Here is a 14,151-nt window from a genome sequence, read left to right on the forward strand (position 1 = left end):
TAGCTTGAGGTATGACGCTATAATCGTGAATTTATGAAAGCTTAGCGCTGCAGAAGCCTGCATAGTTCGTCGAGCTGCTCGAGCGTCTTATAGCCCACGCGTAGCTCGCCGCCCTTTTCCTTGTGATTGATCTGCACCTTGAGCCCGATATGGTCGCTCAGCAGCTTCTCAAGTGAACGCGTGTCGGCGTCCTTCTCGCGCTTGACGCGCGGTGCGCCCTCTTGCGCATCGGGTTCGCTGGCAAGTGCTTCAGCCTGGCGGACAGACAGGCCTTCCTCAATGATGCGACGGGCCAACTTTTCCGGATCGGCTGCATTGACCAGCGTACGGGCATGGCCGGCAGTCAGCGAACCGTCAATGATCATGTCGCGCACCGATTGCGGCAGTTTCAACAAGCGCAACGTGTTCGCCACATGGCTGCGGCTCTTGCCAATCACCTGGCCAAGATCCGCCTGCGTATAGTTGTGCTCTTCCATCAGCTGCTGGTAGCCCGCAGCCTCTTCGACCGGATTGAGGTCCGATCGCTGCACGTTCTCGATGATCGCGAGCTCCAGCGCCACGCGATCGTCAACGTCACGAACGATGACCGGGACCTCGGTCAACCCGGCGCGCTGCGCGGCCCGCCAGCGGCGCTCGCCGGCGATGATCTCGTAACGCCCATCAGCGGCTGCGGGACGAACCACCACGGGCTGAACGATGCCGTGCTCACGAATGGAGTTCGAGAGATCCGCCAGATCTTCTTCAGCGAAATTACGGCGTGGGTTGCGGGGATTGGGCGAGATGAACTCGATCGGCACTCGACGGTCTTCCCGAACGACCTGCTCAGATCCGGGAGCTGCGGATGATGGACGATCGATCTCACCGATAAGCGCAGCAAGACCGCGACCGAGGCGCCTGCGGGTGGGATCTTCATTCATGACTGTTCACGCTCCATACTTGTGCCGACGCCGGCTTAAGCTGCCTTAGGACGACGCTCGCGTCGTATGACTTCAGAGGCAAGTTGCAGATAGGCTTGGCTGCCCGAACATTTGAGATCGTAGAGGATAGCCGGCTTGCCATAGGACGGCGCCTCGGAAACGCGTACATTCCGGGGGATCACGGTCTCGTAGACAGTATCTCCCATGAACGCCCGAACGTCCTCAACTACTTGAAGTGCAAGGTTATTTCGGCGATCAAACATCGTCAGAACGATACCCTGTATGCTCAACCGCGGGTTGATCGTGTTCTTGATCTGCTCCACCGTCTCGAGCAGCTGGCTCAAGCCTTCAAGGGCAAAGAACTCGCATTGCAGCGGCACAAGCACCGAATCTGCGGCGGCCATTGCATTCAAGGTCAGGAGGTTGAGCGACGGCGGGCAATCAATCAAGACATAGGTGTATGGAATATCCCTGATGTCCCTGAGGGCATGCCGCAGCTTCAGGACACGGTCCGGCTGATGCGATATCTCCAGTTCCACGCCCAAAAGGTCCATGGTAGACGGGACGATCCAAAGGCCGGGAACAGCCGTCTCAATCGCAGTCTGCAGGATCCCGGCATTGCCGACGAGCACATCATAGGAAGACGACTTGCGTGCTTCTCGCTCGATGCCCAGGCCGGTACTCGCGTTACCCTGCGGATCGATATCGATGATCAGGACCCGCTCACCAATCGCTGCAAGCGCGGTTGCCAGATTGATTGCTGTCGTTGTTTTTCCAACGCCGCCCTTCTGGTTAGCCACAGTGATGATTTTCGGTCGCGTGTTCATGGTTTCACACAGCCTGTTATCTCTCGGAGGCCAAGCGTTGGAGATTGCTGATCTCCAGAATCACGCCATCTCCCCACTTCGATGCACTATGCTTTACCAAATCATAACGCCAACGAACACTGCTCTCTTCGATTTCGCGTTCGTAATCCCGCCCTTTATGGAAAAGTGCTTTTGCACCTGCCCTTAGCCAGGGTTCTGCCAGTTCAAGAAGCAGCGGAAGCGGTGCAAGGGCACGCGCGGTGACAACCTCCGGGGCAGTGACACGCGAATAAGAGTCTTCGATACGAACGGAATGAACCGTAGCTGGGGCTTGGAGGCTGGCTAAAGTGACCGCAAGGAAGGCGGTTTTCTTGCGATTGCTCTCGACAAGATCGATATGCGCTCCCTCCCTCTCCCGCAGCAACACTGCTAAAACCGCACCCGGGAACCCTCCCCCAGACCCGATATCCACCCAGCGCTTCGCTGCAGGCGCGAGCGGGAGCAGTTGCGCACTGTCGCAAATATGCCGTTCCCATAGTGTCGGAAGGGTCGAAGGCGCTACAAGATTGATCTTCGAGGCCCAGCGCTTGAAGGACTCTTCAAAGTTGCAAAGTCGATCGAATGTTTCACGTGAAACGGGGCCTGCAGCTTCAACAAGAGAATCAAACTTTGTCACACGGCACCCTTTTCCATAGTGCGGCCTATATTGAGCATGATTATGGCGAGAGCCGAGGGTGTCATGCCGTCGATCTTCTGAGCTTCCGCCAGAGTGCGTGGACGTCTGCGCTTCAGCTTATCTCTTAATTCATTAGATAAGCCGGGCATTGCATCGAACTGGAGATCTTCCGGAATTTCCTTTTGCTCGTCCTGCTTGAGCCGTTCCACGTCAGCTCGCTGACGCTCCAGGTAGACCGCATAGCGCGCCTCTGTCTCGAGCCTTTCGCACGTCTTTCTGTCGATCTGGCCCAGCTCAGCCCAAACACCGCGGAGCCGTTCGACGGATAGTTCTGAGTACGAAAGCAAGTCGTAGGCTGTCCGGCGAACACCATCCATGTTCAATGCTATGCCAAAGCGCTGAGCCTCGTTAGGTGTGATGCTTAGACCTTGCGCTAGCGTCCGTGCTTCATCCAACCGCGTCTGAAGACTAGTAAAGCGTTCCGTTCTTTCCTTGCCGGCCAAACCAATATCTATGGCCAGCGGTGTCAGGCGCTCATCGGCATTGTCCGCGCGCAGGGAAAGCCTGAATTCGGCTCGCGACGTGAACATGCGATAGGGTTCAGACACACCGTTCGTCACCAAGTCATCGATCATCACGCCGATGTAAGCGTCAGCACGACTGATGGTGACCGGCGAAAGCGCAGCCGCCGATCTAGCAGCATTGAGCCCGGCAATGACGCCTTGGGCGGCAGCTTCCTCGTATCCGGTTGTGCCATTGATCTGGCCCGCCAGGTACAACCCTTTGACCTTCTTGGTCTCCAAAGTGGCATAGAGCTCTCGCGGGTCTATGTGGTCGTACTCGATGGCGTAACCGAACTGCAGGATCTTCACATTCTCCAGCCCCGGCATGGTATGAATGAAGCGGTCCTGGACCTCCTCAGGCAGGGAGGTAGAGATCCCGTTTGGATAGACGGTGTGGTCATCCAGGCCTTCGGGCTCAAGGAAGATCTGATGCGTTTCCCGATCCGAGAAACGAACGATCTTGTCCTCGATCGATGGGCAGTAACGCGGACCGACGCCCTCAATCGCCCCTGAGTAGACGGCCGACTTACTGAGGTTCTCTCTGATGATCTGATGTGTCTCGGGCGTCGTCCGTGTAATTCCGCACGTGATTTGAGGAACGGTGATCCGATCCGTCATAAGTGAGAACGGAACCGGATCTTCATCCGCTTCCTGTTTGCCGAGGATATCCCAATTGATCGTTCTTCCGTCCAGTCTAGCCGGGGTGCCAGTCTTCAGACGAGCGAGATTGAAGCCGACGGCTTGGAGCGAGCCTGAAAGCCGGACAGCTGCCGGCTCATTGATCCTGCCGGCCGGGATGCGCTTCTCACCGATGTGGATCAGGCCGCGAAGGAATGTCCCGGTGGTGAGCACCAGAGACTTGCAGAGCAGCTTCCGCTCCCCGCTAATGATCAGGCCGGCGACCTCGCCATTGTCGAACAGGATCTCGAGTGCCTCAGCTTCGATCACTTCGAGGTTGTCCTGCGATGCGATCGCCTCTTGCATTGCCTGCTTGTACAGCTTGCGGTCCGCTTGGGTACGAGGTCCACGGACTGCGGGACCCTTTCGACGGTTCAGGAGCCGAAACTGGATACCGGCGGCGTCAGATACCCGACCCATCAGACCGTCGAGGGCATCAACCTCACGAACGAGTTGTCCCTTGCCGATACCGCCGATCGCCGGGTTGCACGACATCACGCCGATGTTATCGCGCTTGAGCGTAACCAAAGCCGTACTAGCACCGAGGCGAGCCGAAGCTGCCGCAGCCTCGCAGCCGGCGTGGCCGCCTCCAATAACAATGACATCAAAATGATCTTGCATGCTTTGCTCCATTGAGCCGTGAATGCTCTCCTTCTGCACGGAGGTCAAGTTTGTTTCACGTGAAACTGGCGTAGCTGACATCCAGGTGAGTGTTTCACGTGAGTCGCGAGCCAGCAGCGTTTCACGTGAATCCTCATCTTGAATCGTGTTTCACGTGAGTCACTTGCCGATGCAGAATTTTGAAAAGATAGAATCCAGCAGATCCTCCACATCGACCTTGCCACAAATACGGCTGAGGGAATCTGACGCTAGCCGGAGACTTTCAGCAGCCAGCTCCAACTCTGCTTCTTCCAAAGCTTGGTCTATGTGATGAATGGCCAAGTACAAGAGCTGCCTATGCCGCTCACGAAATGGGATCGTTGACGCCGCTTTTTCGGTGTAGGGTTCAGCATGCTGTTTCAAAATACCCATCAGCTTTTCGATACCCTGCCCCGTGCGCGTCGAGATCGTACAGTCGTATTTTCTTGAGTTGCTGGCGTTCAGGTCTGCCTTGTTACCAATGCGGATGGTCGGCACATCGGGTATTTCGGGGACGAGCGCCGGGTCGACCATGTCTTCGACGTAGAGGATGAGGTCCGCTGTAGCTGCCCGGTCCAACGACCGTTTGATGCCGATGGCCTCTACCTTACCCATTGCCTCACGAACACCGGCGGTGTCCGCGAGGTTCACTTTTAACCCACCAAGATCCAGATGTACCTCGAGCACATCACGCGTAGTCCCGGCTTCGTCTGTAACAATGGCTACGTCGCGCTGCGCCAGAACGTTCATCAGGCTCGATTTTCCAGCGTTTGGAGCACCCAGGATGACGACCTGAAGGCCGTCGCGGATGATCTCTGCGTGATGGTAAGAAGCGGCGTGAGCCTCGATGCGTTTCTGAAGCTCACGAACATTACCCCACACCATTTCTGAAACCGAGCCAGGGACATCCGCCTCATCGGAAAAGTCCAGCTCCGCTTCAATCAAGGCCCGTGCTTCGATGAGCTTTGCCCGCCACTCGTCATAGATCTGCCGATGGCGCCCGTCGGAATTGGCCAAAGCAAAACGTCGTTGCGCTTCGGTCTCAGCTGAAATGAGATCTGAGAGTGCTTCGACATTCGCTAGGTCAAGCTTGCCATTCAGATAGGCGCGACGGGTAAACTCTCCGGCATCTGCCTGCCGGAGCCCGTCCATCGATCCGAGAACCGACAGCAGCTTCGCGACGACTGCCTTGCTGCCATGAACCTGAAGCTCAACGCAATCTTCTCCGGTGAAACTTGCGGGACCGGCAAAGAAGATGCTGATGCCTTTGTCAATCAACTCACCGTCCAAATCGCGCAACGCGGCGAAAGCTGCGCTCCTCGGAAGGAGCGTCTTGCCCGTCAGTCTCTGCAAAACCTCCGCGCTTTGAGGACCGCTGATGCGAATTACTGCGACGCCGGAAGGAAGCGTACCGCTCGACAAAGCAAAGATGGTATCGGTGGCGGAGATTTGATCCCGCATGAGTTCTGCTCTACCTACAGTATGAATTGCGATTTCCGGAGAATCATTGTGTCCCTGCCCCAGAAGAACCTGCTTGTAAACGAAACCAGTCCTTATCTTCTACAGCACAAGGATAATCCGGTGCATTGGCGACCCTGGTCCAGCGCGGCTTTAAAGGAAGCCCAGGAACTGGATCGGCCCATCCTTCTCTCCGTCGGCTACGCCGCTTGCCACTGGTGCCACGTCATGGCGCACGAGTGCTTTGAAGACGAAGAAGTTGCCGAGGTGATGAACCGTCTTTTCGTTAATATCAAGGTCGATCGTGAAGAGCGACCCGATATCGATCAGATCTACATGACGTCATTGCAGGCCATGGGTGATCAGGGCGGTTGGCCGCTGACGATGTTCATCACGCCGCAGGGAAAGGCATTCTGGGGCGGGACCTATTTCTCCAAGGAACCAAAGTTTGGCCGGCCGGGCTTCATCGAGGTCTTGAACGCGATTCATGCGGCTTGGAATGAACAGCGCAACACATTGGTCGAAAGCGCCGAAGCCCTTTCGGCTCACGTGCAGAATGTGCTGGCACCGGTGAAGGAAGCGCCTGAAAACCAGCAGCCGGTACTACATGCCATGGCGACAAAGATCGCCAATACGATGGATCCAAAACTTGGTGGCATGAAGGGTGCGCCGAAGTTCCCGAATGTTCCCTTCCTCAATCTTTTGTGGCTCGATTGGCTGGAGCACGGCACGACCGAGAACCGCGATCATGTGTTGACGACGCTGCGCAAGATGCTCTCGGGCGGAATCTATGATCACGTTGGAGGTGGACTGTCGCGCTACTCCACGGATGAGGAATGGCTCGTGCCGCATTTCGAAAAAATGCTCTACGACAACGCGCAGCTCATTCTGCTGTGCTGTCAGGCATTCGGTGAGACAGGCGATCCGCTATTCCGCGTCCGCATTGAGGAGACCATCAAGTGGCTTCAGAACGAGATGTGGCTTGCCACCGGAGGTTTTGCCTCAAGCCTTGATGCGGACTCTGAGGGTGAAGAAGGCAAGTTCTACGTCTGGACCGAAGAAGAAGTTCGCAAGGTTCTTGGCGGCGACGCCGATCTTCTACTGCAGACTTACCAGCTTTCCAAACCGGCTGCCTGGGAAGGCGGTCCGATCCTGAACAGGTCTGCCAATCCGGATCTGGCTGATCATCACCAGGAACATGAACTGCGTCATCTGCTGGACAAGCTTGCTACCGCACGCACTAGCCGTATCCGTCCGGGATGTGACGACAAGGTGCTGGTTGACTGGAATGGCCTCGCGATTACCGCACTGGCCGAAGCTGGCCGGATGTTCGAACGTCAGGACTGGATTGAAGTAGCGCAGTCGGCCTACAACTTCATCCAGAGCTCCATGCGTGATGGTCGGCTTCCGCACAGCATCCGCGGTACGGCTGTTCTCTTCCCGGGGCTTTCGAGCGACTATGCTACGATGATCCGTGCATCGATCTCGCTTTATCAGGCGACCGGCGTGCAAGAGTATATCAGCCAGGCGGAAGCCTGGGTGAAGGTGCTCGACTACTGGCACTCGGATGAGAAGGAAGAGGGTTTCTACCTGACGGCCGTCGATAGCTACGACGTACCGATCCGCATCCGTGGCGATATCGATGAGGCGATCCCCTCCTCTACATCGCAGCTGATCGACGCCTTTACCAAACTGTCGCTCATCACCGGTGACGACGCGCTCTACAACCGCACGCTCAAGATGGCGGCCGCGGCAAGCTCGCGTGTTGAAACCCTGCTCTATGGCCAGGTTGGTGTGGTCACAACAGCAGCCATTGCGCAGAAGCCACGCAAGCTGATGATCCACGATGCGGACGGTGCTCTTCTAGCCGAGGCAAATCGCGTGATCGATCCTCGCCGCGTGGATATCCGGATCGGGACCGAGCCATCGCCCGCAGAGAAAGCCACGAACATTACGATTGATCGTTCGAAAAATGCCGCATGGTTGTGTGTCGGGCAAAGCTGCCTGCCACCCATCAGTGATCCGGCAGAGTTGCGCAAGGCACTACGATAAATACAAAAGGCGCTGGAGAGATCCAGCGCCTTTCTTATTAAGTATCTGAGATATATATACTTTTATGTATTCATCGAGTCGAAGAACTCGCCGTTGCTCTTCGTCTGCTTGAGCTTGTCGATGAGGAATTCGATTGCGTCCGTCGTTCCCATCGGCGCGAGGATGCGGCGCAGAACGAAGATCTTCTGCAGATCCTGGCGCTGCACAAGCAGGTCTTCCTTGCGGGTACCAGACTTGAGGATATCCATCGCTGGGTAGATGCGCTTGTCGGCAACCTTGCGGTCGAGCACGATTTCCGAGTTACCGGTACCCTTGAACTCTTCGAAGATAACTTCGTCCATGCGGCTGCCTGTGTCGATCAGCGCGGTCGCGATGATGGTCAGCGAACCACCTTCCTCAATGTTACGAGCTGCACCGAAGAAGCGCTTCGGGCGCTGGAGCGCGTTAGCGTCCACACCACCGGTCAGAACCTTACCTGATGACGGGATGACGGTGTTGTAGGCGCGGCCCAAACGCGTGATCGAGTCGAGCAGAATGACGACGTCGCGGCCGTGTTCCACCAGACGCTTGGCCTTCTCGATCACCATTTCGGCGACCTGCACGTGACGCGTTGCCGGCTCGTCGAAGGTCGAGGAGATAACCTCACCCTTCACCGACCGCTGCATATCGGTCACTTCTTCCGGACGCTCGTCGATGAGCAGGACCAGAAGGTAGCACTCGGGATGATTGGTGGTGATGGAGTGCGCGATGTTCTGCAGCAGTACCGTCTTACCGGTACGGGGCGGAGCGACGATAAGGCCGCGCTGACCTTTGCCGAGAGGAGCGATCAGATCAATGACGCGAGCGGACAGATCCTTGTTGGTCGGAACGTCCAGCTCCATCTTCAACCGCTCGTTCGGGTAGAGCGGTGTAAGGTTGTCGAAGTGGATCTTGTGACGGATCTTCTCCGGATCCTCGAAGTTGATCGTGTTGACCTTCAGAAGGGCGAAGTAGCGCTCACCTTCCTTGGGGCTGCGGATCGGGCCTTCAACCGTGTCACCAGTCTTAAGCGAGAAACGACGGATCTGAGACGGAGAAATGTAGATGTCATCAGGACCAGGCAGATAGCTAGCAGATGCAGAGCGCAGGAAACCAAAGCCGTCCTGGAGAACTTCGACCACACCTTCGCCGATGATCTCGATTTCCTGGACAGAGAGCTTCTTCAGGATTGCAAACATCAGCTCCTGCTTGCGCATGATGCTGGCGTTTTCCACCTCGAGCGATTCGGCAAACGCAATCAAGTCGGTTGGCGATTTGCTCTTCAGCTCTTGTAACTTCATCTGCTGCATATGGTGGTCTCTAGGTAGATGAGAAAATCAGAAAATAGGCAGGCGCTTAGGCACCGGTCGTATCCGGGATGGGACGGCAGAAACGACAACCTGACCTGATGTGGGAGGAGCTTCCTTCTACCGCGCCTCTTTGAGAATCGCAAGAAGCTATTTTCGGGCGGGGAGGCTAGAAAACCCGAAAAGTAGGGCGGATTTGAGGGTTAGAACGGCTTCACGATGACAAGGACGACGATCAGCATCATCAAAACGGTTGGTATTTCATTAACCATGCGCCAGTGCTTTGCCGGCTTTGTGTTCTCGTCCTTGGCGAAACGACGGACGGAAGCCGAGAAATAGCCGTGGGCGCCCGAAAGCAGCAGAACGAGGGCGATCTTGGCGTGGAGCCAGCCGCCGCTGAAGCCAAAACCCTTCCAGGCGAGCCAGAGGCCGAAGACCCAGGTGGCGATCATGGCCGGATTGATGATGAGGCGGAGCAGCTTGCGCTCCATCACCTTGAAGGTTTCGCTCTGCTTTGAACCTGGTTCCGCATCGCAGTGATAGACGAAAAGTCGTGGCAGATAGAACATGCCCGCCATCCAGGAGATGACGGCGATGACGTGAAGCGCCTTGATCCAGTCGTAGAGGCCGTCTGGAGCGATCGCGAACAGCAGAATTGCGAGCACAGCGAAGATGACGAGCGCGATCGTTGCCCGTTTCGTAGCTGTCCTGCCCTCTGCTGCGGTTGCCATTTAGCGTTCCCGGATCAGTTTCAACATCTGTTGGACATGTTCAATCGGGGTCTGCGGCGTGATGCCGTGGCCGAGATTGAAGATGAGCGGGCCGTTGCCGAGCGAATCGAGGATGGTTTTGACGCCATCTTCCAAAGCCCTGCCGCCAGCCAGCAGGCGCATTGGGTCGAGATTCCCCTGAATCGGGCCCTGAGCCTGCAGCTCGATAGCCTGCTTCATCGGCACAGTCCAGTCGAGTCCGAGGACATCGACGCCGGTTGCCTTGCGATAGCTTTCGTAAAGCAGGCCGGCATTGCGGGGGAAACCGATTACAGGAACATCCGGGAAACGCGCTTTCACGCGCTTCACGATCTCGGCTACCGGCTTCACGCACCAGCGCGCAAAGCTGTGCTCATCGAGAACGCCAGACCAGGAATCGAAGATCTGTACGGCATCTGCGCCCTCTTCGATCTGGCGGATCAGGTATTCGGCTGAACTTACCGCGAGCTTGTGGAGCAAATCGTCCATAGCTTCGGGGTTGCGGTAGCCGAAAACGCGCGACGGAGCCTGGTCGGGCGTTCCGTGGCCAGCGATCATGTAGGTCGCGACGGTCCAGGGGGCACCGCAGAAGCCGATCAGGGCCGTTTCTTCCGGGAGCTCTTTGCGCAGGCGGCGCACCGTCTCGTAGACAGGCGCGAGTTTCCCATGGATCTCGTCCGTCTTCAGAGCCTGAATGTCCTCAACCTCGATGGGTGTGAGGATAGGACCACGTCCTTCTTCGAAGCGAAGATCACGTCCGAGGGCGTGAGGAATGACCAGGATATCGGAAAACAGGATGGATGCGTCGAACTGGAACCTTCTGATCGGCTGAAGAGTTACCTCGACTGCGAAATCAGGGTTGTAGCAGAGATCGAGGAACGAACCCGCCTTTTTGCGGGTTTCCCGATACTCCGGGAGGTAGCGGCCTGCCTGGCGCATCATCCAAACGGGTGGAGGGAACACTCCCTGACCTTTTGCGGCCAAGAGAAATTTCCGCTCGTTCATGTCCGACATCTCCGCGATCCGTAAAAAAGAATCCTGAATCTTGGAATCTTCTTTTTCTAATTGCCTGTGGGCACTGTGGATTATGGCTTATCCACGAACAGGCCGCTCAATCCAAGATGCACATTGCCGCGCATGGGTCCGTTATAAGCGTTGAATAAAGTTTTGGAAGACCGGGAATCCCGTTTTGGAGTCAATGGGGTTAGACGTGTCATGATTCGCGCTTATGACATTCTCAGCTGGGGATAATGGCAGTGATTCCACCAGAGCTTTCTACAGGCTCGGAATCTTCTTCACCGCAGACCCTAATGTGAAGAACTGGTCGGGTTATCCCGACGGTTGCTCTCGCCATCCCCAGATGTCCAAGCTATCAACACATGTCCACAGCTCGGGAGCGACGTGTGCAAAAGCAGCAGCAGAATTTCTTTCATCTCCACCTGATTTCGGACTCCACGGGAGAAACGCTGCTGGCGGCCGGCCGTGCGGCGGCAGCGCAATACAAGAATGCGCGGGCGATCGAGCACATCTATCCATTGATCCGGACGGAGAAGAATCTGGAGAAGGTTTTTGCCGGCATCGAGGAAGAGCCGGGCATCATTCTCTACACGATGGTGGACCAGAAGCTGGCGCGACGACTTGACGAATGGTGCGCGGCAGCGGGTCTGCCGAGTGTGAATGTGCTGGAACCGGTGCTGACGGTTTTCCAGGCTTATCTCGGAACGCCGGCTGGGCGCCGGGTCGGCGCACAACACGTGCTCGATTCCGATTATTTCCGTCGGATTGATGCGCTGAATTTCACCATGGAGCACGATGACGGCAACCTGCCCCACGAAGTTGAGCAGGCTGACATCATTCTGGTGGGCATATCACGCACTTCGAAGACGCCAACCAGCATCTATCTGGCGAATCGCGGGATCAAGACAGCCAACGTGCCGATCGTTCCGGGCGTTCCGCTGCCAGACGCGTTGATTGCCGCCAAGGGTCCGCTGATCGTCGGGCTTATTGCTTCCGCGGAGCGTATTTCACAGGTGCGTCAGAACCGGGAACTCGGCACCGATTTCGGCGACAGTGTCGATACCTATATAGACAAGACGTCGATCGCGGCCGAACTCGCCTATGCGCGGCAGCTTTGTCACAGGCACGGCTGGCCGGTTATTGACGTGACGCGGCGATCGATAGAAGAAACCGCAGCTGCAATCCTTGATTTGCGCAAGAAGCGCCGGACGGGAGGAACCTATGGAAGCTGAAACGATCATCCTCGCATCGACCAGTCCGTTCCGCCGTCAGCTTCTTGAAAATGCCGGTCTGAAGGTTGAACCCGTTGCGCCGGAGGTGGATGAACGGGCTGTGGAAGAAGCGTTGGAAGGGTCCGACGTGAACGCCGAGGACGTCGCGCAAATCCTGGCGGAAGCCAAGGCTGTCGAGGTTTCGGAGCGTTATCCAGGCCGGTGGATAATCGGTGGAGATCAGACCCTGTCGCTTGGCGATGAAGTTTTTCACAAGCCGAAGGATATGGAAGGTGCGCGGCGGCATTTGCTGGCGCTCTCCGGCAAGACCCATCAACTGAATAGTGGCGTGGTGCTCGCCAGAAACGGTGAAACTGTCTGGCGGCACGTTTCGATCGCTCGGATGACCATGCGGCCGCTCGATCCGGCTTTCATCGGGCGGCATCTTGCCCGTGTTGGCGACATCGCGCTGAAGAGTGTCGGCGCCTATCAGGTAGAGGGCGAAGGCATTCAGCTGTTCGAGAAGATCGACGGCGATTATTTTACGATTGTCGGCCTGCCGCTCCTACCTCTTCTAGCCAAACTCCGTGAACTGAAGGTGATCGATGCCTGAAGCATTCCGGCGCGCTTTCGTCTGCGGCTATCCTGTCGCCCATTCGCGCTCGCCCCTGATCCACAACCATTGGCTCCGGTCCTACGAGATCACCGGGTCGTATGATCGGCGCGAAGTTGCGCCCGATCAGTTTGCCGCCTTCATCGAAGATATTCGCCGGGAGGGCGTTGCCGGAGGCAATGTCACTATCCCGCACAAGGAAACGGCATTCTCCCTGCTCGAGCAGAAGGATGAAGCGGCAGAGATCATCGGCGCGGCGAATACGCTCTGGTTCGAGGATGGTCAGCTTTGCGGAAGCAACACCGACGGGTACGGTTTCGCCGCGAACCTCGATGAACGGGCGCCAGGCTGGGCCGAGGCCAAGACCGCAACCGTCCTTGGCGCGGGCGGCGCTGCGCGCGCGATCATCTATGCGCTGCAGACGCGCGGCTTCACGGATATCCGCATCGTCAATAGAACGGTAAGCCGGGCGAAGGAGCTTTGCCACCATTTCCGCGGCGGCACCACGTCTCATCCATGGGAAGCGGTTCCGGAATTGCTTTTTGACAGTGGGGTGCTTGTGAACACCACCTCGCTCGGCATGGATGGCAGCACGTCCTATGATCTCGATCTCGGCCGCTTGCCGGATAGCGCCGTCGTGACGGACATCGTCTATGTGCCGCTCGAGACGCCGATCCTGAAATCTGCAGCGGAACGTGGGCTTCGGACCGTGGATGGCCTGGGGATGCTGCTGCATCAGGCGGTTCCAGGGTTCGAGCGCTGGTTCGGCCGGAGGCCGGAGGTGTCGGCGGAACTGCGCGACATGATCATCGCTGACATGGAGACACCGCATTGATCATTCTTGGCCTTACCGGTTCCATCGGCATGGGGAAAAGCACCACCGCGCAGATGTTCATCGAGGAGGGTGTGCCCGTTCACGATGCCGACGCCGCCGTCCACAGGCTTTATGCCGGTGAAGCCGCGCCGCTGATCGAAGCAGCCTTCCCCGGAACCGTGGAAGACGGCGTTGTTGATCGAGCCAAGCTTGCGGAGGCTGTCATCGGAAACCCCGAGGCCATCAAGAAGCTCGAAGCTGTCATCCATCCGCTGGTTAAGGCCGATGCCGATCGCTTCCTCGAAGAGAACCGGCAGAAGGGAACGCCGGTCGTAGTGCTCGACATTCCGCTGCTCTTCGAAAAGGGAAACCGGCATCGTGTGGACAAGGTCGTCGTAGTCACCGCGCCCGCCGACGTGCAGCGCGAGCGCGTTCTTGCCCGTCCCGGAATGAGCGAAAAAAAGTTTGAAGGCATTCTGGCGCTGCAGACGCCTGATGAAGAAAAGCGGAAGCAGGCCGACTTCATTGTCGAGACCGGCTACGGTCTGGAGCACGCCCGCACGGCAGTCCGCGAAATCCTTCGTCAGCTGAAGCGCTGACTACTTATCCACACGGCTCGTCCACTGGCTATGG

The 14,151-nt window shown here is 57.2% G+C and carries 13 protein-coding genes; 5 read left to right on the forward strand and 8 right to left on the reverse strand.

The genetic code is table 11. The annotated features are described in order from the left end of the window. Positions 1-41 precede the first annotated feature (41 nt). The 5 genes from IEX27_RS04140 to mnmE all read right to left on the reverse strand — a co-directional run bounded on the left by IEX27_RS04140 (position 42) and on the right by mnmE (position 5,728). On the reverse strand, positions 42-917 hold the full coding sequence (locus IEX27_RS04140; protein ID WP_188719679.1) for a ParB/RepB/Spo0J family partition protein: 876 nt from the start codon (positions 915-917) through the stop codon (positions 42-44). A 35-nt stretch (positions 918-952) separates the two neighbouring features. Beyond that, positions 953-1,744: a ParA family protein gene (locus IEX27_RS04145; RefSeq protein ID WP_188719680.1), complete on the reverse strand. Its 792-nt coding sequence runs from the start codon at positions 1,742-1,744 to the stop codon at positions 953-955. 16 nt (positions 1,745-1,760) lie between these two features. Next, positions 1,761-2,399, reverse strand: coding sequence for a 16S rRNA (guanine(527)-N(7))-methyltransferase RsmG (gene rsmG / locus IEX27_RS04150; protein ID WP_188719681.1), 639 nt, complete (start codon positions 2,397-2,399; stop codon positions 1,761-1,763). After that, the gene (gene mnmG, locus IEX27_RS04155) at positions 2,396-4,261 is read right to left on the reverse strand and encodes a tRNA uridine-5-carboxymethylaminomethyl(34) synthesis enzyme MnmG (protein ID WP_188719682.1); all 1,866 of its coding nucleotides are present in this window, start codon (positions 4,259-4,261) and stop codon (positions 2,396-2,398) included. The genes rsmG and mnmG overlap by 4 nt, the downstream gene beginning before the upstream one ends. A 159-nt stretch (positions 4,262-4,420) precedes the next feature. Next, the gene (gene mnmE, locus IEX27_RS04160) at positions 4,421-5,728 is read right to left on the reverse strand and encodes a tRNA uridine-5-carboxymethylaminomethyl(34) synthesis GTPase MnmE (protein WP_188720040.1); all 1,308 of its coding nucleotides are present in this window, start codon (positions 5,726-5,728) and stop codon (positions 4,421-4,423) included. A 60-nt stretch (positions 5,729-5,788) separates the two neighbouring features. On the opposite strand from mnmE, the gene IEX27_RS04165 reads away from it, so the two are divergent. Continuing rightward, positions 5,789-7,789, forward strand: a complete 2,001-nt coding sequence (locus IEX27_RS04165) for a thioredoxin domain-containing protein (protein ID WP_188719683.1) — start codon at positions 5,789-5,791, stop codon at positions 7,787-7,789. Positions 7,790-7,851: 62 nt separating this feature from the next. On the opposite strand, the gene rho is transcribed toward IEX27_RS04165, so the two are convergent. The 3 genes from rho to hemE form a co-directional block, all read right to left on the reverse strand. Then, entirely contained in the window at positions 7,852-9,117 is a 1,266-nt protein-coding gene (gene rho / locus IEX27_RS04170; protein WP_188719684.1) for a transcription termination factor Rho, read from the reverse strand. A gap of 200 nt (positions 9,118-9,317) precedes the next feature. After that, a complete protein-coding gene (hemJ, locus tag IEX27_RS04175; protein ID WP_188719685.1) occupies positions 9,318-9,845 on the reverse strand; it encodes a protoporphyrinogen oxidase HemJ in 528 nt (175 codons plus the stop codon). Further along, entirely contained in the window at positions 9,846-10,868 is a 1,023-nt protein-coding gene (hemE, locus tag IEX27_RS04180; RefSeq protein ID WP_188719686.1) for a uroporphyrinogen decarboxylase, read from the reverse strand. Between the two features lie 374 nt (positions 10,869-11,242). Here hemE and IEX27_RS04185 point away from each other — a divergent pair, with 374 nt between their 5' ends. From IEX27_RS04185 to coaE, 4 genes are read left to right on the forward strand one after another with little or no spacing between them, the layout of a single operon-like run. Next, a complete protein-coding gene (locus tag IEX27_RS04185) occupies positions 11,243-12,112 on the forward strand; it encodes a pyruvate, water dikinase regulatory protein (RefSeq protein ID WP_188719687.1) in 870 nt (289 codons plus the stop codon). Then, positions 12,102-12,704 carry a Maf-like protein gene (locus tag IEX27_RS04190; RefSeq protein ID WP_188719688.1) on the forward strand — a complete coding sequence of 201 codons (603 nt, stop codon included), beginning with the start codon at positions 12,102-12,104 and terminating at the stop codon, positions 12,702-12,704. The genes IEX27_RS04185 and IEX27_RS04190 overlap by 11 nt, the downstream gene beginning before the upstream one ends. Next, complete coding sequence (locus IEX27_RS04195) at positions 12,697-13,539, forward strand: shikimate dehydrogenase (RefSeq protein ID WP_188719689.1); 843 nt, start codon at positions 12,697-12,699, stop codon at positions 13,537-13,539. The genes IEX27_RS04190 and IEX27_RS04195 overlap by 8 nt, the downstream gene beginning before the upstream one ends. Beyond that, positions 13,536-14,117 (forward strand): dephospho-CoA kinase, encoded by a 582-nt coding sequence (gene coaE, locus IEX27_RS04200; protein ID WP_188719690.1) that lies wholly within the window; start codon positions 13,536-13,538, stop codon positions 14,115-14,117. The genes IEX27_RS04195 and coaE overlap by 4 nt, the downstream gene beginning before the upstream one ends. Positions 14,118-14,151: the final 34 nt, after the last annotated feature.

The organism is Nitratireductor aestuarii, from assembly GCF_014641695.1.
Lineage (GTDB): Bacteria > Pseudomonadota > Alphaproteobacteria > Rhizobiales > Rhizobiaceae > Chelativorans > Chelativorans aestuarii.